We start from the raw sequence: 22,898 nt of genomic DNA, 5'->3' as shown, positions 1-22,898 counted from the left end.
CTTGTCTTTTAGCGTAAACGGACATGAAGCCGCTCTCCTCCACCGCCCGCACGCGCGTCCGCAGGCTCCCGGAACGCTCCAGCGCCGACCGCGCCGTCCTGTACGACATCCTCGACGCCGGGATGATCTGCCACCTCGGCGTCGTCATGGACGGAGCGCCACGCGTCATCCCCACCGGCTACGGCCGCCTTGAGGACACCCTCTACCTCCACGGCTCCACCGGCGCGAGCAGCCTCATGGCGGGGCCGTCCCAAGACGTCTGCGTCACCGTGACCCATGTCGACGGCATCGTCCTCGCCCGGTCGGTGTTCCACCACTCCATCAACTACCGGAGCGCCGTCATCTACGGGACGCCCCAACCCGTCACCGACCCCGACGCAAAGCGCACCGGACTCCGGGCCATTACCGAGCAACTGGCCCCCGGCCAATGGGACGCGACCCGCGAACCCAGCCGCAAGGAACTCGCCGCAACGGCCGTACTGGCCCTCCCCTTGTCGGAGGCGTCCGTCAAGGTGCGGCAGGGGCCGCCCAGCGACGACGAGCCCGACCACGCCCTCGACGTTTGGGCCGGCGTCCTCCCCGTCCAGCAGACGTTCGGCACCCCGTCCCCCGACCCGCTGCTGCGCCCCGGCATTCCCATTCCAGGACATATCGCCCATCGCGTGACCTCCTAAATCGATAGGGCTCAATGCCCCGCGCAGTCGCCCATGGCCGTAGGGTGAATCCATGAACGAGCGGCTGGTCTGGATCGACTGCGAGATGACAGGACTCGACCTGCGCAACGACGCGCTCATCGAGATAGCCGCGCTGGTCACCGATAGCGAGCTCAACATCCTGGACGAGGGCGTCGACATCGTCATCAAGCCGCCGCCCGAGACCGTGACGCAGATGACCAAAGTCGTCCGCGACATGCACACCACGTCCGGCCTCCTGGAGGCCCTCCCCAGCGGCGCCACCCTCGCCGAGGCCGAGGACACCGTCCTCACCTACGTCCGGAGCCACGTGAAGGACGCCAAGAAGGCGCCCCTGTGCGGCAACTCCATCGCCACCGACCGGTCGTTCCTCGCCCGCGACATGCCCGCCCTCGACGGGCACCTCCACTACCGCATGGTGGACGTCTCGTCCATCAAGGAACTGGCCCGCCGCTGGTACCCGCGCGCGTACTTCGCGAGCCCGGAGAAGAAGGGCGGCCACCGGGCCCTCGCCGACATCACCGAGAGCATCCAGGAACTGCGCTACTACCGCGCCGCCGTCTTCGTCCCGCAGCCGGGCCCCGACTCCGACGCCGCCCGCGCCATCGCCGCCAAGGTGTCCTCAGGCTGACCCACCCCCGCGGAGCCGCTACACTACTGGGAGCCGGGCGCGATCCCGGCCACGGTGGGTGTAGCTCAGCTGGCAGAGCACTTGGTTGTGGTCCAAGATGTCGGGGGTTCAAGTCCCCTCACTCACCCCAGTGCGGGGCCCCGGTCTTCGGCCGGGGCCTTCGTCGTTCCGGCGCGGTCCATCGACTCCCGGAGATCGTCCCGTTATGCTCCGTCCCTATACATGTCAACGACACCCCAAGGGCAACGGATGAGTGTCGACGAGACGGCCCCCCTTCGCGTCCTCGTGGTGGACGCCGACCCCCTGGTCCGCGCAAGCGTGATCTCCCTCCTGGACGCCAGCGACGAACTCCGGGTCGTGGCCGACACCCCCGACCCGCTGACCGCCCGCACCCTGGCCGAGCAACTGCGCCCCGACATCGTCCTGCTCGACGCGGGCGCCGCCGGGCACGCGCACCCGCTCAGCGGCGCGTCCCGCGTCTTCGTCCACACCGGCGACGCCGCCGCCGCCGAGACCGCCCTGCGCGCCGGCGCCTGCGGGCACCTCGTCCCCGGCGCCTTCACCGCCCGCGACCTCATCCGCGGCGTCCGCGCCGCGTCCCGCACCACCCTCGGCCTGTCCGCCCGCGAGTCCGAGGTCATGGACCTCATCGCCACCGGCCGCTCCAACGGCGAGATCGCCCGGCAGCTCTTCCTCAGCGAGAAGACCGTCAAGAACCACGTCAACCGCATCTACGCCAAGCTCGGCGTGAGCTCCCGCGCCACCGCCATCGCCCTGTGGCGCGGCATGGTCAGCGTCCTCCCCGTCCAGGACTAAACCGATTCGCACAGGTCCGCGGGTCCTGATAATGTTCTTCTTGTCGCCAGGGACCCCGGCCCAAGGCCAGTCCCCAGCAGACACGCGCCGTTAGCTCAATTGGCAGAGCAGCGGACTCTTAATCCGCGGGTTCGGGGTTCAAGTCCCTGACGGCGCACCCGCAACCACCAGGGCGTGCACCGATACTCGGCGTACGCCCTGTTCGCGTTCGTTGCAATCGCCGTTGCGGTTAGCCCTCTGGAGGGCCCCAGAGCGCTCCCCCGATGCGGCTCACGGCGTCGGTCGTCAGTGGGTCGGTCGGCTGGACGTAGCGGCGCGTCGTGCTGAGTTGGGCGTGGCCGAGGATGCGCTGAATCACGTGGATACTCACGCCCTGCTCGCCGAGCAACGTCCCCGCGGTGTGCCTCGCGTCGTGGAGACGGTAGGCGTCCGCTTCGATCCCGCCAGCTCGTAGGAGAGCCTTCCACGCTCCCCAGTCGTCGCGCGCTCGGATCGGTGCGCCGTCCGGGCCGCACCACACGAGCCCCCATTCCTGCCAGGCGTCGCCGGCGGCGCGCCGTTCGGCGTCCTGAGTCGCCCTGTGCGCCTTGAGAAGCGGCACCAGTTGAGGCGGTATCGGGACCTCGCGCTTCCGCTTGCCCTTGGGCCGCGTGAACGTCCATCCTCCCGTCCGTCCCGGACAGGAACGCGCGTGCGCCGTGCAGTCCGGCGAATCGAACTGCCCTGGCCGCCTTCGTCTTATCGGGCAGGTCGCCCACCTGGGTCAGCAGAATCTTCGGGCCGAGGTACTGGGCCTCGTTCTTCTGGGTGCCGTCGTGCTCTTCTCAGAGCGGCTACGTCATGGTTCAGTGAATGGGCCGGGGCGGGGCGGGGCGGGCGTATTGCGAAGTCAGCAGTAAGGGCCGAGGGCCTTCTTGATTTTGGCTGGCGCCTTCGCCATTTTGGGACCGTCGCAAAGGGCATCGGTGCCGTAGGTGACCAGGCTGACCTTTCCGCTTCGCATCCGTACGATCACGCGCGACGGGTCGGAGCCCGGATAGCGCATCTCGGTCGTCGCCCAGCCGCCCTGGCAGGTGATCTCGTCCGACACGACGACGCCGCTGGAACCGTCGGCGGCCGACACGGCGTCGGCGATCTGCGCCCGCGACGGGCAAGGCGCGGCGGCGGGCTTGGAAGGGGACGGCGGCTGCGCGGTCGTGGCGGGCGCGGGGGTGCCGGGCGCGGTGCTGGCCGTGGCCGGTGGGGCGGCGGACGCCTTCCCGGCTGCATCGTCCTCCCCGCCGCCCTGGCAACCGGTGAGAACTCCCGCGCACGTCAGAACGCTGACGACTGTTACAAGCCTGAACACAGGCACGCGACCTCCGCTGTCCGATTTCCGGACACGTTTGCGTCCGCTCTGCTCGGGCGGCCACTATAGCCGAGCCGGTAAGAGTGAACGCGAAATGGGGGACGCGGGAGTGCGTCGAGAGGATTTGCCGCAGAACATCGGTGAGTACCGTCCGCAGTCGCATCTCGCGGCCGGCGGCATGGGCCGCGTGTTCCTCGCGCTCGCCCCCGATGGAGGGACCGTCGCGGTCAAACAACTCCATCCCAGCATCTCCTATGACCGCAAAATGCGGGAACGGCTCAGCCGCGAGGTACAGGTGATGCGGCGCGTCAGCAGCCCCCGCGTCGCCGAACTGCTGGACGCCGACCTCGACGCGGACCCGCCGTACATCGTCACCCGCTACGTACAGGGCCGGACGCTGCACGACGTCGTCAAGACCGACGGCCCGCTGCGCGGTGACGATCTGATGAAAATGGCGCGCGGCATCGCCGAAGCCTTGGTGGCCATCCACGGCGCCGGGCATATCCACCGCGACCTCAAACCGTCCAACGTCATGGTCGTCGGCGGCGAACCAGTCGTCATCGACTTCGGCATCGCCCAAGAACAGGACGCGACCCGGATCACCCGCGAGGGCGGGGCGATCGGGACGGTCGGCTACATCCCGCCAGAGGCACTGGAGGGCGGCGCCGCCGGTCCGCCCGCCGACGTCTTCGCGTGGGGCGCCACCATCGGGTACGCGGCGACCGGCAAACCCGTCTTCGGCACCGGCGGAATGCAGGCCGTCGCGCTGCGCGCCTACCAGGGCGCCGCCGACCTCGACGGCGTTCCCGCCGCGTTTCGCCCGCTCCTCGCCGCCTCGCTCGCGCCGCGACCGGACGTCCGGCCCGATGCCCGCACCCTCGTCCAGACCCTTTCCGGCCCGGAAGGCCCGGCCGCGTTCTCCGTGGACCCGGCCACCGCCCAACCCGTACAGGCATCCGCGCTCGCGCCGGCCACCGATCCCGCCGCCCAGGCCGCCGCAGCGAAACGAACACGAACCCTCGCCGTCGTCGCGAGCACGCTGGCCGTGGTCGTCGTCATCGGCGGGTCGCTCCTCATCCGGCAACTCCGCCTCGACGAGAACGGGCGCCCGTCCGCGCAGCAGACCCCCGTGGCCGCCCCGTCCCATCCGTCCTACCGGGAGGCCATCGCCAACTGGGGCCCGGGGAAGGAGTTCACGCAATTCCTGCGATCCAGTATCGGCAAGAAGATATTCATCGGTGCCCAGCTAGATGAGGACATCCTCCCCGAGGACGGCAATGGCCAGCCTTTCCATGCCTCTCGCAAGAACGACGGGTCCTCCATCATGGTATGGACGGAGTGCTTCGAGAAGCTGGACCCGGGCGAACAGCCCTCGTATTACAAGTGCACCGGCGCCCAGGTCGGTATCCTGGGCGAGCAACCGGGGTGGGCCGGAATGAACTGGGCGCACGGAATGTACAGCATCCAGGGTAATTTCGAGGTGGCGGGAGGTACCGTTCACCAGGGAATCGTCAGCTACACCCTCAAACCCACCGCCGCCGCCTGACCTCCCCGTCTCACGGGCGAAGGAGTGAGACGGACACCGTCGTGGACGATCTGACCGTGTGGGGTGCCGCTCCGCGTCCGGTGGCGGCCGACTCGGTCGGGGCGGTGTCGACCGTCTGAGGTCTTTGGCGATGACGTCCTCCCGGAGGTCGTCGCTATCGTCATTTGGGGCCGAACTAGGGTTAGCCCACGCCCGTCGCTATGCATGTATTCCAAGCGAGATGGCAGGAGGGCAGCAGCGGCCTGCTTGATCCCTCGGGGCGGGAGCTTCGGGGTGGCTTCTGCTCTCTCCTCCATTCCGGTGAGGTGTTTTGTGCAGTTCGTCAGTCCTTGCCGACGGGGTCGGTCTCTTCGTTCCGGAAGGCGGCGGCCGTTCCGGTGACGCTCGCGATTATCAGGGCGACCAACAGAACCCAGCCGGCCATGAGGTCGAGGGCCGACTCCGGATCGACCAGCCGTTCCTGAGCGCCGACCGCGAACATGACGACGAGGTTGAAGAGCGCGGCCACCGCGCCGGCGACCGGAGTCCAGCGGCCCGGCACGGCGGCGAGCAGACCGGCGGCCAGCACGATGGCGACGAGGCCCGGCGGGATCGGCGGGGTGTCGGTGAGCCCGGCCACCTCCAGGACGACGAAGGCGGCGCCGGCGGCGAGGAGTGCGGAGAAGGTCGCCTTTCCCGTCGCGGAAAGGCCGGTGAGGCGAAACATCGATCGTCCCTTTCGATGACGGATCGACCGCGGAGGAGCCGGTCAGCGGAGGAGGCGGCGGGGGGTCACCAGGCCCGCCTCGTAGGCGGCGATGACCAGCTGGGCGCGGTCGCGGGCGGAGAGTTTGGTCATGATGCGGCTGACGTAGGTCTTCGCGGTCGTGGGGGTGACGAACAGCCGGGCCGCGATCTCGGCGTTGGACAGGCCGTCGGCGACCAGGCCGAGCACCTCGCGCTCCCGGCAGGTCAGCCCGTCCAGGCTGGGGTCGGCGGCCTGCGGGTCCACGCGTCCGGCCAGCTCGGCGATCAGGCGGCGGGTGACGGACGGGGCCACCAGCGCGTCGCCCTGCGCCACCACCCGCACGGCGCGGATCAGCTCCGCCGGGTCGATGTCCTTGAGCAGGAAGCCGCCGGCCCCCGCGCGCAGCGCGCCGTAGATGTACTCGTCCAGCTCGTAGGTGGTCAGGATGATGATCTTCAGGTCGGCGTGCGCGGGGTCGGCGGCGAGCCGCCGGGTGGCCTCGATGCCGTCGAGGACGGGCATCCGGACGTCCATGAGGACGACGTCGGGCCGCAGCGCGCCGCACTGCCGGACCGCCTCGGCGCCGTCGCCCGCCTCCCCCGCGACGGCGATGCCGGGCTGCCCCTCCAGGATCGAGCGGAACCCGACCCGGACGAGGGTCTGGTCGTCGGCCAGCAGGACGTTGATCATGCGTGCTCCCGGAGCGGCAGCCTGGCGAGCACCCGGAACGTGCCGTCGCCGCACGGCCCGGCGCGCAGGTCGCCGCCCAGCGCCGCGGCGCGCTCGCGCATCCCGCGGATGCCGTAGCCGGAGCCGCCGGCCGGCGCGGCGCCGGTGTTCTCGACGCGGATGTGCAGGTCGCCCGCGTCGACGCGGATGCGCACCGTGGCCTCCTCGGTGCGGGCGTGGCGCGCGACGTTGGTCAGCGCCTCCTGGACGATGCGGAACGCGGCCAGGTCGACCTCGGCGGGGACGCGCGGCCCGGCGCCCTCCACGGTGGTGCGGACCCGGAGCCCGGCGCGTCCGGCGGTGTCCACCAGGTCGGGCAGGCGGGCGAGGCCGGGGGCGGGCGCGGTGGGGTCGGCCTCGTCGGCCTGCCGCAGCACGCCGAGCGTGGCGCGCAGCTCGCGGCCGGCGTCCCGCCCGGCGTCCCGGATCACGGTGAGGGTGTCGGTCAGCTCGGCGCGCAGCCCGGGGTCGTCGCGGCGCGGACCCCCGGTGAGCTGGAACAGCGCGGCGCCCGCCCGCACGTTGATCATCGAGATGTTGTGGGCGAGGACGTCGTGCAGCTCGCGGGCGATGCGCATCCGCTCCTCGGTGACGCGCCTGCGGCCGTCGGCCTCCCGGCCGCGCTCGGCCTCGGCGACCCGCTGCTCCACCGCGGCCAGGTAGGCGCGGCGGTTCCAGGCCACGCCGCCGACCGCGAGCACCGCCACCAGCCACCCGGCCACCAGGACGGCGCTCTCCCCCTGCCCCTGGGCGGAGCCGGAGCCGCGCAGGATCATGCCGAGGATGGCGATGACGGCGAGCACGATCGCGGCGGGCAGCCGTCCCTCGGCCGCGGTGGTGTAGAGCGCGACGATGAAGGCGACGAAGACGGGCCCGCCCGAGTCGCCGAGCGCGCCCGACAGCGAGGTCAGCAGCAGCGTCAGCAGGAGGACGCTCACGGGGTGGCGGCGGCGCAGCACGAGCGCGGCGCACGCGGCGACGGCGGCGGCCACCTGGCCGGGCAGCGGCGCGGGCCCGTCCCGGGTGAAGGCGGAACCGAGCACCAGGGCCAGCGCGACGGTGCCGATGGCCGCGTCGAGGAGCAGGCCCGGCGGCGGACGGTGCAGCCGCATCGCACCCCTTCGGAAGAGAGCCGCGAGACCACCAAAGTATACATAGCTACTATTTCCGGCGCCTGTCTCCCGTGGTTGACAACCGGGTGTCGACCACAGGCCGACGACAACGCGGCGCCGCTCGGTGAGGATCCAGGCATGAACGCCGAGACGCTCGACCTCGCGCGGCTCCAGTTCGCGATCACCGCGGGCGCGCACTTCCTGTTCGTCGCGCTGACGCTCGGACTGGCGCCGCTGCTGGCGGCCATGCAGACGCGCGCCACCGTGTCCGGGAGCGAGACGCACTGGCGGATGACCCGGTTCTGGGGCCAGCTCTACGTGATCAACTACGGCATGGGCATCGTCACCGGGCTGGTGATGGAGTTCCAGTTCGGGCTGAACTGGAGCGGGCTGACCACGTTCGCCGGAGACGTCTTCGGCGCCCCGCTGGCGATGGAGACGCTCGTCGCGTTCTTCATCGAGTCCACCTTCCTCGGGCTGTGGATCTTCGGCTGGGGACGGATCAACCGGTGGGCGCACCTGGCGCTGCTCTGGATCGTGACGCTCACCGCCTACGTCTCCGCGTACTGGATCATCGCCGCCAACGGCTGGCTGCAGAACCCGGTCGGCGCCGAGCGCCAGGGCGACCGGATGGTGCTGGTGGACCGCGCCGCGATGCTGGCCAACCCGGACGCGCTCATCGCGCTCCTGCACGTGATCGGCGCGGGGCTGCTGACCGGCGGGTTCTTCCTCGCCGGGATCAGCGCCTTCCACCTGCGCCGCCGCACCGCCGACCAGGAGGTGTTCCGCCGCTCGCTGCGCACCGGGATGATCGCGGCGCTGCCCGCCTCCCTGCTCACGCTGGGCGCCGGGTTCAACCAGTTCGCGGTGGTCGCCGACCATCTGCCGATGAAGTTCGCGGTCAGCCAGGGCGACACCGCCGAGCAGGCGCGGCTCCAGGCGGAGCTCGCCGCCGAGCTGGGCCCCGGCGACTACAGCCCGCCCGACTGGATCAACCTGCCGCTCGGCCTGATGATGATCCTCGGCGTGGCGCTCTTCGTGCTGGCGTCGGTCGGGCTCGTCCTGGCCTACGTCAACCGGTCCGGGGTCCTCATGCGCGCCTGGCAGCGGCTGCTGACCTGGTGCGTCGTGCTGCCGTTCGCCGCGGTGATCGCCGGCTGGATATTCCGCGAGGTCGGCCGGCAGCCGTGGACGATCAACCAGATCCTGCGCACCGAGGACGCGCTGGCGCCGTCGGTGTCGGCCGGGAGCATGCGGCTCACGCTGATCGGGTTCACCGCGCTGTTCGCCGTGCTGATCGCGCTGGACGCCTGGCTGCTCGGCCGGTTCGCCCGGCGCGGCCCCGACGGGTCGGCGCTCGGCGCCCAGCCGGACCCGGCCGCGGAGCCCGAGCCCGTGCCGAACTTCTGACGCCGCCCACGCTGACAGGGAACTCTCATGGACGTCCTCGCCATCGGCCTCCTGGCCTTCGCAGCCGTCGGCTACTTCGTGCTGGCGGGCACCGACCTCGGCGCCGGCATGATGCTGTTCTTCCTCGGCCGGAACCCCGCCGAGCGCCGCCTGGTGATCGCCGCCTTCGCCCCGTTCTTCCTCGCCAACGAGATCTGGCTGGTCCTCACCGCCGGGCTCCTCGTCGGCCTGTTCCACGAGCTGGAGGGGGAGCTGTTCGGCGCGCTGTTCGGCACCGTCGCCGCGCTGCTCGCCGGATGGGTCGTCCGGGACGTGGGCCTGTGGCTGCGCGGCCGGCTGGAGGCGCCGGGCTGGCGGCTCTTCTGGGACGGCGCCGTCACGGCCGGGAGCTGGACGGTCACCGGCGCCTGGGGCTGGATCGTCGGCTCGGTGCTGCTGTACCGGCTCGACCCGGAGACCTCGCCGTTCCCGCTGATCGGCGTGGCGGCGGCGTGGGCGCTGTTCGCGCTGCACGGCCTGGCGTTCGCCTCGCTCCGGCTGCGCGGCGCCCCGTACGAGCGGGCCCGGACGGTCACCGGCCCGTCCGGGGAGCCGGTCACGTTCGCGCTCACCTCGGCCGGCATGGTCGTGATCCCGCTGGCGCTCGGGGCGCGGCTCCCGCTGCGCGACTCCGTGACCGAGTCGGCGGAGTTCGTGGCCCAGTCGACCGCGCTGCTCCTGCCCGTCCTCGTCGCCGCCCAGGTCTGGACGTGGTGGGTCTTCCGCCACCGGGTCACCGCGCCGAGCTACCTGTGAGGGCGCGGCCGTGACCGCGCCCGACCTCCCCGGACTCGACCGCCGGCGGCTGCTCCGCACCCTCGCGCCGCCGGCGGTCGTTCAGGGGGCGCTGGTGGTCGCCCAGGCGGAACTGCTGGTCCGAGCGCTCGCTCCGCCCGATCCCGGCCCGCTGCCCTGGCTGGCCGCGGTCGTCGGGCTGCGCGCCCTGGTGTCGTGGGCGACGGCGAGTGCCGTCCACCGGGCCGCCGCGCGGCTCAAGGCCGACCTGCGCACGGCCCTGCTGCCCGCGCGCGGCGGCGCCACGCTGATCGTCCGGGGCTTGGACGCGCTCGACCCGTACCTGACCGGCTACCTGCCGCAGCTCGCCATGGCCGCCGTCGTGCCGCCGCTGGTGCTGGCGCGGCTGCTGGCCGCCGACCCGGCGTCCGGGCTCACGGTGCTGGTCACGCTGCCGCTCGTCCCGGTGTTCGGCGTCCTGGTCGGCCGGCACACCCGCGACGCGACCCGCGTGCAGTGGGAGCGGCTGAGCCGCCTCGGCGGCCACTTCCGCGACGTGGTCGCGGGCCTGCCGACGCTGCGCGCGTTCGGCCGGACCGGCCACCAGGAGGGCGAGGTGCGGCGGATGGCGGACGCGCACCGGCGCGCCACCCGCCGCGTGCTGCGCACCGCGTTCCTGTCGGCGCTCGTGCTGGACCTGGTGGCGACGCTGTCGGTCGCGCTCGTCGCCGTCCCGGTCGGGCTGCGGCTGCTGGACGGCGGCCTCGGCTACCGGACGGCGCTGCTGGTCCTGCTGCTCACTCCCGAGGTCTTCCTGCCGCTGCGCGCGCTCGGCAGCCGGTTCCACGCCGCCGCGGAGGGCCTCGCGGTCGCCGAGGAGACCGCCCGCGTGCTCGGCCGGGCCGAGCCCGAGCCCACCGGGCGGATCGCGCCGGCGCGCGGCGACATCCGGCTGGAGGACGTCAGCGTCCGCTACGGCGACCGGCCCGCGCTCGACCGGGTGTCCCTGGTGATCCGGCGGGGCGAGGTGGTGGCGCTGACCGGGCCGAGCGGCGCGGGCAAGTCGACGCTGCTGGCGGTGCTGCTCGGCCTGGCCGTGCCGGACGAGGGCCGCGTCCTCGTCGGCGGGACCGACCTGCGCGACCTCGACCTCGCGGCGTGGCGGCGGCAGGTCGCCTGGGTGCCGCAGGCCCCGCACCTGTTCGCCGACTCGGTGGCCGGGAACGTCCGGCTGGGCATGCCCGCGGCACCGGCGGCGGCGGTGCGGCGCGCGCTGGCGGACGCGCACGCGCGGGACTTCGTGGACGCGCTGCCGGACGGCGACGCCACGATGCTCGGCGAGCGCGGCGCCGGGCTCTCGGCCGGGCAGCGGCAGCGGATCGCGCTGGCCCGCGCCTACCTGCGCGACGCGCCCGTCCTGCTGCTGGACGAGCCCACCGCGCGGCTCGACCCCGGCAGCGAGCAGGCCGTCGTCCGCGCGGCGCGGCGGCTGCTGCGGGATCGGACCGCGGTGCTGGTCGCGCACCGTCCCGCCCTGCTGGACGGCGCCGACCGGGTGATCCGGCTGAACGAGGGACGGGTCGTCGAGGAGGTGCGCCGGTGACCGCGTGGGCCGTCCTCGCGGGGGTCGCGGCGCGGCTGTGCGCGCTGGGCCTGACCGCGTCCGCCGCCTGGCTGATCGCCCGCGCCGCCGAGCGGCCGGACCTGTCGGCGCTGGGCCTCGCGATCGTGGCGGTGCGGGCGTTCGCGTCCGCGCGGGGCGTGTTCGGCTACCTGGAGCGGCTGGCCGGGCACGACGCGGCGCTCGGCCGCGCGGCCGGGCAGCGGGTGCGGCTGTACCGGGCGCTGGCGCACGGCCCCCTCCCGGCCGGGTCCCGCGGCGCGGGGTCCGGCGGCGGGGAGGCGCTCACGCACATGGTCGCCGACCTGGACGCCGGGCAGGACCTGCGGCTGCGCTGCGCGCTGCCCGCGATCGTGGCCGGGGTCGCCGGCACGGCGGCGGTCGCGTTCTGCTGGGCGCTGCACCCCGCGTCGGGCGCGGTCGTGGCCGCCGGGGCGCTGGCGGCGGGCCTGGCCGTCCCGGCGGCGGCCGCCGCCGCGGCCCGCAGGCTCGGCGCTCGCCTCGCGGGCGCGCGCGCCGAGCTGGCGGCGCGGGTCATGGACCTCACCGACGGACGCGCCGACCTGGTGGCGTTCGGCGCGCTGGACTTCGCGACGGCCGCCGCGGAACGCCAGGCGCGGCGGCTGGCGCGGACGGAACGCCTCAGCGGCGGGGTGTCGGCCGCGGCGCTGGCGGCGGGCACGGCCGTCCAGGGGCTGACGGCGCTCGGCGTCGCGTGGGCGGCGGCCGGGACGGGCGCGGTGACCTGCGCGGTGCTCGTGCTGACCGCGCTCGTCGCGCTGGACGCGGTCCAGCCGGCGATCCCGGCCGCGCAGCTCTGGGTCGAGCTGCGCCCGGCGGCGGCGCGGGTGCGGCGGGTCGTCCGGGCGGACGCCGCGCTCCCGCCCGACGAGCGGCCGCACCGCCCGGCCGTGCCGGGACGCGTCGCGCTGCGCGGCGTCCGGGTGCGCTACGGGGACGTCCCGGCGCTGGACGGCGTCGACCTCGACCTGTCCCCGGGACGTTCGGTCGCGGTGCTCGGGGAGAGCGGCGCGGGCAAGTCGACGCTGCTGGCGGTGCTCGCCGGGCTCGTCCAGCCCGGCGAGGGCCTGGCGCTGCTGCGGCCGGCGCGCGGCCTGTACCAGGACGCGCACCTGTTCGCGGCCACGGTGCGGGCGAACCTGCTGATGGCGAAGCCGGACGCGGGGGACGCCGAGTTGCGCGCCGTCCTGGACCGGGTGCGGCTGACCGGGTGGCTGGACGCCCTCCCCGAGGGCCTGTCCACGCCCGTGGGCGCGGGCGGCCGGGGCCTGGCCGGCGGGCAGCGGCAGCGCCTGCTGCTCGCCCGCGCCCTGCTCGCCGACCCGGAGGTGCTGCTGCTCGACGAGCCCACCGAGGCGCTGGACGCCGCGACCGGGCGTGCCGTGCTCGCCGGCGTGCTGCGGGCACGGCACGGACGGACGACGGTCGTGGTCACCCACCGGGAGGACGCGCTCGGCCTCTTCGACGACATCGTCGTCATGGCCCGCGGCCGGGTCGAGCTGCACGACGCCGGCGACCGTCAGCCGATCGGCCGGGCCTTCCCCTCGGCATGAGCGTGGATCAGCTCGTAGGCCCGGTCGCCGATCTTGGGCCCGAACTCCTGGGACGCCCGCACCGCGGACGGGAAGTGGACGCCGCCGAGCACCCGGCTCCACGCGCACTGGCTCACCCATTCGCTCCAGGTGTTCCAGGTCAGCACCGTGTCGGCGGCGGGGGTGACGCCGGGCTCGGTGAGCGAGGACCCCTTGGCGAAGCGGAACGAGAGCGTGATGTCGTCGGTGCCGAAGACGCGCCGTCCGGCCTGGGCGGCGGACGCGCAGACCGACGTGGAACCCGACGGGTACTCGGTGTGGTCGGGGATGTCGAGGTAGCTCTGCCACTCCTCGCCGGGCATGTCCTTCACGGTGCCCTTGCCGGGACCGCCCCACGCGCTGACCCGCTTGCCGCGGTACAGGAAGCGGATCGCGCTGAACGGCCGCACCGCGTTGTACTTGTACTTGGCGTACCAGGACGTGATGAGCGCGTCGAAGCCGGCGACGTCGGTGGCGGCGGTGTGCTCGACGAACGTGTCCAGCGACGCGTGCTTGTTCAGCGCGATGGTGCCGATGGAGTACCCGATGCCGCGGAACTTGTCGTCGAAGAACTCGGCGATCATCTTCTTGCGGTCGTCCAGCCCGGCGGACGCCGCCAGCATCTGGTCCGCCTGCTCCTTGTACCCCTTCCGGTTGTGCTGGTAGTCGCTCTTGACCGGCGGCGGCGGCAGGAACCGCTTCGGGCTGTCGTAGCTGAACGGCTTGGTGACGCTCAGCTGCGGCGTGATGAACTGCTGCACCTGGAAGATGCCGTTGCTCTTGGTCACCACAGCGGGCTGCCAGCGGGACGGGTCGGTCAGCTTGTAGGCGGTGTTGACGGGCTGGTATCCGAGGTAGTCGGAGTAGGGCTGCCGGTTGTACCGGCGTCCGCCCTCGTCGCCGAGCTGGTTCATGCCGTCGTGCACCCGGCCCCGCACCACGGCGTTGCCCGCCTTGTTGCCGATGCCGACGGGCGTGGTGAGGTCCTCGCTGTCGTCGTCGGGGTCGAGCCCGACGCTGGTGAGCACCTCCCGCCATTCCTCGGACGCGGTCGGGACGAGGCTCTTGTAGACCCGGTAGGACGCGTACAGGATGGCGATGTTCTTGTTCCGGTTGGTGGCGCCCTCGGCGGCCGGGCGGCGGCCCAGGTCGGAGTAGAGGCCGACGGCCCGCTCCCGGTACGGCGCGATGGCGTCGAACTGGGCGACCGCGGCCATGGCCGCGATCCGGAAGACCAACGTGGCGTCGTTGCCCTTGGCGGACACCTCGGTCCTGATGACGTGCCCGACGCGGCTCCACAGCACGTCGGTGATCGCGTTCCCCTTGTCGAAGTCGAAGTCCGCGGCCCGCGCGGACGAGCGGTCGTCCACCGCGGGCGCGACGCTCACCGCCCCGGCGGTCAGCACGGCGGCGCACAGCGCGGTCACGCGGAGCCCCCGGGGTCTCCGGGCTCTGTTCGGGTCGGACATTTCCTTCCGCCTTCCTCTCGGCGCGCCGGCGGCGCGCTCCAGCCGGGCGATCAAGCGGGCCGGGCCCCGACCGCGGACATCAGCAGCGGCAGGCTGCGGGTGAACTCGCGGTTCCAGTAGGCCCAGCCGTGGGTGCCCGCGCCGTAGAGGTCGGCGGTCACCCGGACGCCCGCGGCGCGGGCGTGCTCCACGAAGCGCGCGTTCATCGGCCCGACCCAGCCTTCGAGGGGGTCGGCGGGCCGTCCCGGCGGGTCGAGCGGGCCGGGCCGCCCGTCGCCGGACGACACGAACAGCCGCACGCCGCGCAGCGCGCCCACCCGGTCGTGGGGGTTGTGCTCGCGCCACAGGCCGGACTGCCGGACCGGGTCGCCCCAGAGGCCGGACGGGTCGGCGCCGTAGCCCTCCAGCACGGCCAGGACGTTCGCGGCGCCGGACACCGTGTCGGTCAGCCCGCTGTAGGAGGCCGCGGCGCGGAACATCCCGCGGTGGCGGGCCGCGTACGACAGCGCGCCGAACCCGCCCATGGAGACGCCGGCGACCGCGCGGCGCGGCCCGCCGCCCAGCCCGTCCCGCACGAGGCCCATCAGCTCGGTGAGGTGGAAGGTCTCCCAGGCGGGCGGGCCGTGCCGGCCGCCGTTCCACCAGTCGCTGTAGAAGCCGTGGGTGCCGCCGTCCGGGATGACCACGAGGACGCCGTAGCGGGCGGTCAGCCGCTCGACGTCGGCGTAGGCGGTCCACTGCCGCCAGCCGCCGGCGCCGTCGCAGCAGCCGTGCAGCATGTAGAGGACGGGCCAGGGGCGCCCGCGCGGGCCGGCGTGGCCGCGCGGGAGCAGGATGCGGGCGCGCCCTTCGCCGCCGAGCGCGGCGGAGTCGATGGTGATGTCGAGGGTGCGGTGCCCGGCGCGGCGGACCTCGCGGAGGCGGGCGCCGCCCGCGAGCCGCATGCCGGGCGGCAGGGCCGCGGCGGCGGCAGCGGCGACGCCGGTGGCGGCCGGGGCGGGGGCCGCGGCCGCCCGGGGGGCGGGGAGCAGCAGGGCGGTCAGCAGGAGTGAGACGACGGTGAACAGGCCGGCGAGGGGTCGTTCATTCATCACTTTTTCCACCAGGCGAGGGAAGGATTCCCACGGTAGGCACGCCGCGCTACCGCAAGATCAAGCGCCGGTAAAGCCACTGGCCCCCAGGGCCCCGCGCCGCCGGACACCAGCGCGCTTCCAATCGGCCGCGAGCCCGTCACCAGCGCCGCTTTACAGGATCGGCGGGGCAATGACCGGCGAAGCGGCCCCGGAGGGCCGCGGTGGAGGAGATATGGAAGCCCACATTCTCGCGAGCGCCACCACCGACAAGAACCTGGAGTTAGTCCTCGACGTCCTTCCGGCGCTGATCGTCATCCTCGTCACGTCCGGCCTCTGCGGCTGGCTGGCGCGCTGGGTGTGGCAGCCCCGGGTGCTCGGCGAGATGGTGGCCGGGGTGCTGCTCGGCCCGACGCTGTTCGGATGGCTGTTCCCGGACGCCCAGGCGGCCGTGTTCCCCGACCACGTGACACCGATCCTCTATGTGATCAGCACGCTCGGGCTCACCCTGTACATGTTCCTGGTGGGCGCGGGCCTCGACCACGGCGGCGGGGAGCGCGGCGGCGCGCACCGGCCGATCGTCCTGGCGATCTCCGGGATCTTCCCCGCCCTGCTCCTCGGCGGCGCGGTGGGGTTCGCGCTGTGGTCCCAGCTGTCGCGGGACGACGTCGGCCGGTGGATGTTCGCCGTGTTCGTCGGCGGCGCGCTGTCGCTGACGGCCTTCCCGATGCTCGCCCGCATCCTCTACGAGCGGGGCCTGGAGAACTCGCGGCTGGGACGGCTGTCGCTGCTCGCGGCCTCGATCGACGACGCGGCGGCGTGGTGCCTGCTGGCGGTGCTGAGCGCGGTGCACCTCGGCGACGGCACCGGTTCGGCGGTGCTCACGATCGCGCTGGCGCTGCTCTTCGTGGCCGTGGCGCTCGGCGTGGTCCGCCCGCTGCTGCGTCCGCTGGGACGGGCCGTCGCCCGCACCGGGGACATGACCCTCGGGCACACCTACCTCGTCCTGCTGGTGCCGCTCCTCGCGGGCTGGCTGACCGACTGGATCGGCATCTACTCGGTGTTCGGCGGCTTCATCGCCGGGCTGGCGATGCCGCGCGACGCCGCGTTCCGGCGGCTGCTCCACGAGCGCATGATGAACATGGTGTCGGTCCTGCTGCTGCCCGTGTTCTTCACCTTCTCCGGGCTCAACACGCAGCTGGGCGGGCTGGGCGGCGGCACCATGCTGCTGTCCTTCCTGGCGATCCTGACCGCGGCCTTCGCCGGCAAGTACTTCGGCTGCGCGCTGGCGATGCGCACGCTGGGGTTCAACCTCCGCGAGTCGTACGCGGTGGGAGGGCTGATGAACGCCCGCGGCCTGATGATCCTCATCTTCATCAACATCGGGCTCGCGCAGGGGATCATCACGCGGGAGGTGTTCAGCATGCTGGTGCTCGTGGCGGTCCTCACGACCGCGGCGGCGCTGCCGCTGTACTCGCTGGCCCTGCCCAGGCGGCTGGAGGAGGAGCAGCGCACGGCCGTCCCGGACGAGCCGGAGAAGACCCCGGCCGCGGCCTGACCGGGTCCGGGCCGGATCCCGGGCCGCTGCAGGGGGGAGGCGGCGACCCGGGATCCGGGGTCTGGCGGGCGGGGGGTCAGGCCTGCTTCTGGTAGACGCGGAACGCCAGGGTCGACAGCCAGGCGCAGCCCAGCGCGACGGCCAGCAGCCCCGCGCCGCGGGTCAGCACGAAGGACCAGTCGACGCTGTCGTCGAGGGTCTGCCGGCCGATCTCGACGAGCCAGTTCACCGGGTTGCCGCCGGCGATCGCGCTCATCCAGTCCGGCATCACCCGGCGCGGCACGAACGTCGAGGACAGAAACGCGAGCGGGAGCACCAGGAACTGCGCGATGGAGATCACCGACTCCTGGCTGCGGGTCACCAGGCCGAGGGCGTTGGACAGCGAGGCGAACGCCACCGCGATCAGCGCCACGCACACCAGGAAGACCAGCATGATCGGCACGCCGCCGGGGAAGCGCGCCCCGGTGGCGAGCGCGATGGCCAGGATGATCAGGCCCTGGAGGACCACGGACAGCGCCTGGTGGATGAGCCGCCCGGTGATGAGCGCGCCGCGCCGGACCGGGGTGACCAGGAACCGGTTGAGCGTGCCCTGCTCCATCTCCACGACGAAGACCATCCCGCTCCATCCGCTGGCGAACAGGGCGGTCATCGCGATGATGCCGGGCGTGAGGAAGCCGATGTAGGAGTCGGTGGTGTGGGTGTCCTCCATGAGGGGGGCGAAGAGCTTGCCGAAGAGCAGCAGCCAGATCACCGGCTGGACGAGGGTGGCGACCAGGTAGAACGGCTGGCGGATGAACGCCCGGAGGTCGCGCACCGTCATGTGGTACGACTGGATCACCGCGGCGGTCATCGGATGTGTCCTTCCTGGACGCTGCGGAAGCTGCGGCCGGCGTGCCGGAGGTACACCTCGTCGAGGGTGGGCGCCGACAGCGTGACCGAGGCCACCCGCAGGCCGGCCGACTCCAGCGCCGACAGCAGGGCGGGCGCGCTGTCCGCGCCGGCGTCGACGCGGGCGCCGACCTCGCGGCCGGACACCACGACGTCGTGCACGCCCGCCACGTTGGACAGGGCGGTCCTGACGGCGGGCTCCTCCGGCGGCTCGTTCAGCAGGATCTGGACCGAGTCGCCGTGCAGGGCCTTCTTGAGGTTCTCCGGGGTGCCGTACGCGACGACCTTGCCCTCGTCCAGGATGGCGAGGGTGTCGGCCAGTTCGTCGGCCTCCTCCAGGTAGTGCGTGGTGAGGACGACGGTGATGCCGGTGGCCGCCATCCCGGCGATCTCCTTCCACAGATCGGCGCGGGCCTCCGGGTCGAGGCCGGTGGTGGGTTCGTCGAGGAACAGCACGCGGGGCTCCTGCACCAGCCCCATGGCCACGTCGAGCTTGCGGCGCATGCCGCCGGAGTAGGTCTTGGCGAGGCGTCCGGCGACGTCGGTCAGGCCGAAGCGTTCCAGCAGGCCGTCCACGCGCTCGCGGAGGCGGCCGCCTCCCAGCCCGTAGAGCTGCCCTTGCAGCACCAGGTTCTCCCGGCCGGTGGCGGCCGGGTCGACGCCGGAACTCTGCGCGACGCAGCCGATGTGGCTGCGCACCCGCGCCGCGTCGGACAGGACGTCGAACCCCGCCACCCGCGCGGTGCCGGAGTCCGGCCGGGTGAGGGTGGTGAGGACCTTGATGGTGGTGGACTTGCCCGCCCCGTTGGGGCCGAGCAGGCCGAAGACGGTACCGGACGGTACCGAGAAGGTGACGCCGTTCACGGCGCGCACGCCGTTCGGATAGGTCTTGGTGAGGTCGCTGACCTCGATGGCCAGTGTGTCTCCTGGCATGACGGATCTCCCGCATGGTGGGGTCGGCGATCGTGCCCGCGGGGGAGATCCGGTTAACCTGGTAGCGGATCCTCGAGTAACCGGCCGCCACCCGTTGGCGTCGATCGAGGTCGTGGGCCCCGGTGGGTGCTGCAACACCCGCCGGGGTTCTCGTTCGGCGGGTCAGCTCACGTGGCGCTCTCTCCCCCGGATCGCGAAACTCCGGCTGGACTCGTCGCCCTGGTGCCAGCGGTACCAGATCTCCAGGTCCTCCAGGGTTCCCTCTTCGAGTTCCTCGGCCAGGCACTTGACCCATGCCAGTTCGGCGCGCAGCATCATCTCCTCGTACTCGGCCTCGATCAGGAACAGGCGGCGCAGGCCGTTCGAGCGCATCTGGTCCATGAACGCCCGGACCTCGGCCAGCCTGATCTCCAGCGACTCGACCCGCTGCCGCAGCAGCGGGGCCACCGTCGCGGGCGACAGCACCGGCATCAGCGACAGGCCCGCCTCGAACTCGGGGTACTCCTTGGTCGAGGTGCGCAGGATCTCGCTGAGCCATTCCCTCAGCTCGACCCCGCCCGCGGGCGTGAGCGCGTAGACGGTGCGTTCGGGACGCCTGCCCTCCCGGAACGTCTCCACCGGCTCGATGAAGGAGGCCCGGACGAGGGCGTCGACGACGGTGTAGAGCGACCCGTAGTTGATCCGGATGCTCTGCTCCTTGCCGCGCCCCTTGAGCTTCTGCGCCATCTCGTACGGATGCATGGAGCTCTCGGAGAGGACGGCGAGCACCGCCAGTGCGAGCGGATTCGAGACCTTGCGCTTGACCATGAGACTCTCCGGTGACGGATACTCTGCGCCGAGTATACCGCGCCGGAGATTCGGCAAACCAGTCCGCTCAGGTGACATCACCCTGAAGCGACCACAAACACCACGAAAGCGGCGGATGGCGGGCGATATCGCCTGCCATCCGCCGCTTTCGGGCGCGAAGATCACGCGGAACGTGTCACCCGGCGTCACATGACGAGGACCACCGCCGCCACCAGGTTCGCCGCGAGGGCCGCTCCCGCGAGCCCCGTCCGCACCGTGTTCCACCGCCGCCACCGGCCGCGCCGCTCGGTCCAGTCGGGCGGCAGCGACGCCGGGTCCTGCGCCGTGACCCAGTGGTTGATCGGGACGTTCTTGGTCAGCGACACCGTGATCACCGAGATCAGCAGCAGCGCCGCGATCCCGCCCGCCAGCGGCCCCGCCCAGCCCGGCGCGGCCACCGCCAGCGTCAGGTCCGCCAGCGCCGTCAGCAGGATCGTGACCGGCATGAACGGGTCGTAGCGGGTGGCCAGGAACCCGTGCGCGTGCACGTACTGCTCGCCGGGCAGCGCCATCAGCAGCGGGACGCCGCCCAGCACGGTCGCGCAGAACACCCCCACGGCGACGGCGTTGCCCATCAGGGCGGCGACGACCAGGATCTGGCTCACATTCCCTCTCCTTCCCTGCCTGGTCCGGCGCCGGCGTGCCCGGCCCCGGCTAGCCGGCGGCGCGGGCGACCAGCGCCGCGTTGAACCCGCCGTATCCGCGGGCGACGACCAGCGCGTTGCGGACCCGCGCCGGGCGGGGGCCGTCCAGCACCAGGTCGAGCCCGTCCGCCGCCGGGCCCGCCACCGGCGCCGTGGGCGGGATCACCGAGTCGCGGATGGACAGCAGGGCCGCCAGCAGGTCCAGCGCGGCCCCGCCCGCGTAGAGCCGCCCCGTCAGCGCCTTCGGCACGGTGACCGGCACGCCGCGCGGCCCGAACACCGCCGCGAGCGCGTCGGCCTCGGCCTGGTCCTGCTCCGGCACGCCCATCGCGTCGGCGAACACGACGTCCACGTCGCCCGGCGCGATCCCGGCGTCGTCCAGCGCCTTCTCGATCGCCCGCCGCAGCGTCGGCGGCCGGTCCGAGCCGGGCGGCGGGTCGAACGTCGCGCCGTAGCCGGCGATCTCCCCGTAGATCCGCCCGGCGCCCCGGTCGCGGGCGTGCTCGCCGTCCTCCACGATCAGCAGCGCGCCGCCCTCCCCCGGCACGTACCCGCACGCCTCGGCGTCGAAGGGCAGGTACGCCCGCTCCGGGTCGGGCCGGACGCTCAGCGCCCGGGTGCTGAGCTGCGCGACGAGCCCGTACGGGCACAGCGACGCGTCGGTCCCGCCGCTGACCACCATCCGGGTGCCGTCGCGCAGCAGCCGCCGCGACTGCGCCACCGCGTCCAGCCCGCCCGCCTGCTCGGTCGCGATCACCCCGCAGGGGCCCCGCATGCCGTGCCGGATCGAGATCTGGCCGGTCGTCGCCGCGTAGAACCAGGCGATGGACTGGTAGGCGCCGACGAACTCCGGGCCGCGGCCCCACAGGTTGACCATCTCGTGCTGCCCGAACTCGGTGCCGCCCGACGAACTGGCCGTCACCACGGCCATCTCGTACTCCGGCATCTCCGCGGGGTCGATCCCCGAGTCCGCCAGCGCCAGCGCCGCGGCCGCCAGGCCCAGGTGCGTCCAGTGGTCGGTCTGCGGGACGATGCGGCTGGGCACGTGCTCGGCGGCGGAGAAGCCCGGCACCTCCCCCGCGAGCCGGACCGGATACGACGCCGGGTCGAAGCGGGTGACGGGACGGATCGCGCTCCGGCCCGCCAGCGTCCCCTCCCAGTACGCCTCGACGCCGACGCCGTGCGGCGTGACCGCGCCGACCCCGGTGACGACCGCGCTCATCCGGTGCCCCCGGGACGGGCGAGGAGCATCGCCGTCTGGAAGCCGCCGAAGCCGCTGCCCACGCTGAGCACGACGTCGGTGCGGTGGTCGCGCGCCGTGAGCGGCACGTAGTCCAGGTCGCATTCCGGGTCGGGCGTGTGCAGGTTGGCCGTCGGCGGCACCACGCCGTGCTCGATCGCCAGCGCGCTGGCCGCCACCTCCAGCGAGCCGATGGCGCCGAGCGAGTGCCCGATCATCGACTTGATCGAGCTGACCGGCACCTCGCGGGCCCGCTGCCCGAGGCTGCGCTTGAACGCCGCCGTCTCGTGCCGGTCGTTCTGCTTGGTGCCCGACCCGTGCGCGTTGATGTAGTCGATGTCTTCGGGCCCGAGCCCCGCCTGCCGCATCGCCACCGTGATCGCCTCGGCCATCTCCCGTCCGTCGGGTTTCAGCCCGGTCATGTGGTGGGCGTTGCTGCGCCCGGCGGTCCCGGCGACCTCGGCGTAGACGTGGGCGTCGCGGCGGCGCGCCGCCGACGCCTCCTCCAGCACGAACACCGCCGAGCCCTCGCCGAGCACGAACCCGTCCCGGTCGCGGTCGAACGGCCGCGAGGCGTGCGCGGGGTCGTCGTTGTTGGGGGACGTCGCCTTGATCGCGTCGAAGCAGGCCGAGGTGATCGGCGAGATCGGCGCGTCGGTGGCCCCGGCGATCACCACGTCCGCGGCGCCCTCCCGGATGAGCTGGGCGCCGTGCGCGACGGCGTCCAGGCCCGAGGTGCAGCCGGTGGAGATGAGCGCCACCGGCCCCTCCGCGCCGACCCGCCACGCCACCTCGACCGCCAGCGTGCTGGGCACCATGTACCCGTACAGCTGGGGCACGCCGTAGCGGTGGTCGACCAGCCACTGCCGGCCGCCGTCGCTGAGGACGATGTACTCCTCCTCCAGCCCCATCGTGCAGCCGACCGCGCTGCCGAGGCTGACGCCGACGCGGTCCGGCCGCAGCGCGCCGGTCTCCAGCCCGCTGTCGGCGACGGCCTCGTCGGCGGCGACCGAGGCGAGCTGGGCGGCGCGGTCCATCCGCCGGGTCTCCTGGGGCGTCAGGCCGCAGGCGGCCGGATCGAAGTCGCACTCGGCGGCGATCCGGGACCGGAACCCGGACGCGTCGAAGAGCGTGATGGTGCGGGTGGCGGTCCGGCCCGCGGTGAGCATCTCCCAGAACGCCTTGGTGCCGATGCCGCCGGGGGCCACCACCCCGATCCCGGTGATCGCGGCTGAGCGCGCGGAGGTCACGG

The 22,898-nt window shown here is 73.0% G+C and carries 22 protein-coding genes and 2 tRNA genes; 11 read left to right on the top strand and 13 right to left on the bottom strand.

Features of this window, described 5'->3' with window-relative positions; all coding sequences use genetic code 11:
- The first annotated feature begins 23 nt into the window (after positions 1–23).
- The 5 genes from ACA511_RS11455 to ACA511_RS11435 all read left to right on the top strand — a co-directional run bounded on the left by ACA511_RS11455 (position 24) and on the right by ACA511_RS11435 (position 2,296).
- A complete protein-coding gene (locus ACA511_RS11455) occupies positions 24–674 on the top strand; it encodes a pyridoxamine 5'-phosphate oxidase family protein (RefSeq protein WP_375024099.1) in 651 nt (216 codons plus the stop codon).
- Positions 675–726: 52 nt separating this feature from the next.
- Positions 727–1,323 (top strand): oligoribonuclease, encoded by a 597-nt coding sequence (gene orn / locus ACA511_RS11450; RefSeq protein WP_375024098.1) that lies wholly within the window; start codon positions 727–729, stop codon positions 1,321–1,323.
- Positions 1,324–1,377: 54 nt separating this feature from the next.
- Positions 1,378–1,453: transfer RNA gene (locus ACA511_RS11445), tRNA-His, on the top strand.
- Positions 1,454–1,572: 119 nt separating this feature from the next.
- Positions 1,573–2,139, top strand: a complete 567-nt coding sequence (locus tag ACA511_RS11440; protein ID WP_375024097.1) for a response regulator transcription factor — start codon at positions 1,573–1,575, stop codon at positions 2,137–2,139.
- 84 nt (positions 2,140–2,223) lie between these two features.
- Positions 2,224–2,296 (top strand) — tRNA-Lys (locus ACA511_RS11435).
- Between the two features lie 72 nt (positions 2,297–2,368).
- On the opposite strand, the gene ACA511_RS11430 is transcribed toward ACA511_RS11435, so the two are convergent.
- Positions 2,369–2,881, bottom strand: a complete 513-nt coding sequence (locus ACA511_RS11430; protein ID WP_375024728.1) for a tyrosine-type recombinase/integrase — start codon at positions 2,879–2,881, stop codon at positions 2,369–2,371.
- 147 nt (positions 2,882–3,028) lie between these two features.
- Positions 3,029–3,493 (bottom strand): hypothetical protein, encoded by a 465-nt coding sequence (locus ACA511_RS11425; RefSeq protein WP_375024096.1) that lies wholly within the window; start codon positions 3,491–3,493, stop codon positions 3,029–3,031.
- A 118-nt stretch (positions 3,494–3,611) separates the two neighbouring features.
- Here ACA511_RS11425 and ACA511_RS11420 point away from each other — a divergent pair, with 118 nt between their 5' ends.
- Entirely contained in the window at positions 3,612–5,033 is a 1,422-nt protein-coding gene (locus tag ACA511_RS11420; protein WP_375024095.1) for a serine/threonine-protein kinase, read from the top strand.
- A gap of 322 nt (positions 5,034–5,355) precedes the next feature.
- Here the strand turns inward: ACA511_RS11420 and ACA511_RS11415 are convergent, their stop codons facing one another.
- From ACA511_RS11415 to ACA511_RS11405, 3 genes are read right to left on the bottom strand one after another with little or no spacing between them, the layout of a single operon-like run.
- Complete coding sequence (locus ACA511_RS11415; RefSeq protein WP_375024094.1) at positions 5,356–5,739, bottom strand: hypothetical protein; 384 nt, start codon at positions 5,737–5,739, stop codon at positions 5,356–5,358.
- 42 nt (positions 5,740–5,781) lie between these two features.
- Positions 5,782–6,450 carry a response regulator gene (locus tag ACA511_RS11410; RefSeq protein ID WP_375024093.1) on the bottom strand — a complete coding sequence of 223 codons (669 nt, stop codon included), beginning with the start codon at positions 6,448–6,450 and terminating at the stop codon, positions 5,782–5,784.
- The gene (locus ACA511_RS11405) at positions 6,447–7,601 is read right to left on the bottom strand and encodes a sensor histidine kinase (RefSeq protein ID WP_375024092.1); all 1,155 of its coding nucleotides are present in this window, start codon (positions 7,599–7,601) and stop codon (positions 6,447–6,449) included. The genes ACA511_RS11410 and ACA511_RS11405 overlap by 4 nt, the downstream gene beginning before the upstream one ends.
- Before the next feature lie 138 nt (positions 7,602–7,739).
- Here ACA511_RS11405 and ACA511_RS11400 point away from each other — a divergent pair, with 138 nt between their 5' ends.
- The 4 genes from ACA511_RS11400 to cydC are packed head-to-tail and all read left to right on the top strand — an operon-like array spanning position 7,740 to position 12,980.
- Positions 7,740–9,011, top strand: a complete 1,272-nt coding sequence (locus ACA511_RS11400; protein WP_375024091.1) for a cytochrome ubiquinol oxidase subunit I — start codon at positions 7,740–7,742, stop codon at positions 9,009–9,011.
- Between the two features lie 27 nt (positions 9,012–9,038).
- Positions 9,039–9,806 carry a cytochrome d ubiquinol oxidase subunit II gene (locus ACA511_RS11395; RefSeq protein WP_375024090.1) on the top strand — a complete coding sequence of 256 codons (768 nt, stop codon included), beginning with the start codon at positions 9,039–9,041 and terminating at the stop codon, positions 9,804–9,806.
- Between the two features lie 10 nt (positions 9,807–9,816).
- Positions 9,817–11,388 carry a thiol reductant ABC exporter subunit CydD gene (gene cydD / locus ACA511_RS11390; RefSeq protein WP_375024089.1) on the top strand — a complete coding sequence of 524 codons (1,572 nt, stop codon included), beginning with the start codon at positions 9,817–9,819 and terminating at the stop codon, positions 11,386–11,388.
- Positions 11,385–12,980 (top strand): thiol reductant ABC exporter subunit CydC, encoded by a 1,596-nt coding sequence (gene cydC, locus ACA511_RS11385; RefSeq protein WP_375024088.1) that lies wholly within the window; start codon positions 11,385–11,387, stop codon positions 12,978–12,980. Before cydD ends, cydC begins: the two co-directional genes overlap by 4 nt.
- Here cydC and ACA511_RS11380 read toward each other — a convergent pair.
- Together ACA511_RS11380 and ACA511_RS11375 are read right to left on the bottom strand one after the other, a co-directional pair.
- Positions 12,947–14,425 carry a vanadium-dependent haloperoxidase gene (locus ACA511_RS11380; RefSeq protein WP_375024087.1) on the bottom strand — a complete coding sequence of 493 codons (1,479 nt, stop codon included), beginning with the start codon at positions 14,423–14,425 and terminating at the stop codon, positions 12,947–12,949. The two genes, cydC and ACA511_RS11380, sit on opposite strands and share 34 nt — an antisense overlap.
- A gap of 92 nt (positions 14,426–14,517) precedes the next feature.
- On the bottom strand, positions 14,518–15,558 hold the full coding sequence (locus ACA511_RS11375; RefSeq protein ID WP_375024086.1) for an alpha/beta hydrolase: 1,041 nt from the start codon (positions 15,556–15,558) through the stop codon (positions 14,518–14,520).
- 214 nt (positions 15,559–15,772) lie between these two features.
- Here ACA511_RS11375 and ACA511_RS11370 point away from each other — a divergent pair, with 214 nt between their 5' ends.
- Positions 15,773–17,095: a cation:proton antiporter gene (locus ACA511_RS11370; protein WP_375024085.1), complete on the top strand. Its 1,323-nt coding sequence runs from the start codon at positions 15,773–15,775 to the stop codon at positions 17,093–17,095.
- 76 nt (positions 17,096–17,171) lie between these two features.
- Here ACA511_RS11370 and ACA511_RS11365 read toward each other — a convergent pair whose 3' ends face one another.
- From ACA511_RS11365 to ACA511_RS11340, 6 genes are all read right to left on the bottom strand, one after another.
- On the bottom strand, positions 17,172–17,945 hold the full coding sequence (locus ACA511_RS11365; RefSeq protein WP_375024084.1) for an ABC transporter permease: 774 nt from the start codon (positions 17,943–17,945) through the stop codon (positions 17,172–17,174).
- Positions 17,942–18,916, bottom strand: a complete 975-nt coding sequence (locus ACA511_RS11360; protein ID WP_375024083.1) for an ATP-binding cassette domain-containing protein — start codon at positions 18,914–18,916, stop codon at positions 17,942–17,944. The genes ACA511_RS11365 and ACA511_RS11360 overlap by 4 nt, the downstream gene beginning before the upstream one ends.
- Before the next feature lie 162 nt (positions 18,917–19,078).
- Complete coding sequence (locus ACA511_RS11355; protein WP_375024082.1) at positions 19,079–19,723, bottom strand: PadR family transcriptional regulator; 645 nt, start codon at positions 19,721–19,723, stop codon at positions 19,079–19,081.
- 185 nt (positions 19,724–19,908) lie between these two features.
- A complete protein-coding gene (locus tag ACA511_RS11350; RefSeq protein ID WP_375024081.1) occupies positions 19,909–20,367 on the bottom strand; it encodes an anthrone oxygenase family protein in 459 nt (152 codons plus the stop codon).
- Between the two features lie 49 nt (positions 20,368–20,416).
- On the bottom strand, positions 20,417–21,628 hold the full coding sequence (locus tag ACA511_RS11345) for a ketosynthase chain-length factor (protein ID WP_375024080.1): 1,212 nt from the start codon (positions 21,626–21,628) through the stop codon (positions 20,417–20,419).
- Positions 21,625–22,896, bottom strand: a complete 1,272-nt coding sequence (locus ACA511_RS11340; protein WP_375024079.1) for a beta-ketoacyl-[acyl-carrier-protein] synthase family protein — start codon at positions 22,894–22,896, stop codon at positions 21,625–21,627. Before ACA511_RS11340 ends, ACA511_RS11345 begins: the two co-directional genes overlap by 4 nt.
- Positions 22,897–22,898: the final 2 nt, after the last annotated feature.

Origin of the sequence: Actinomadura sp. GTD37 (assembly GCF_041951365.1) — a bacterium.
Taxonomy (GTDB): domain Bacteria; phylum Actinomycetota; class Actinomycetes; order Streptosporangiales; family Streptosporangiaceae; genus Spirillospora.
This window is presented reverse-complemented; position numbering and strand designations above follow the sequence as displayed.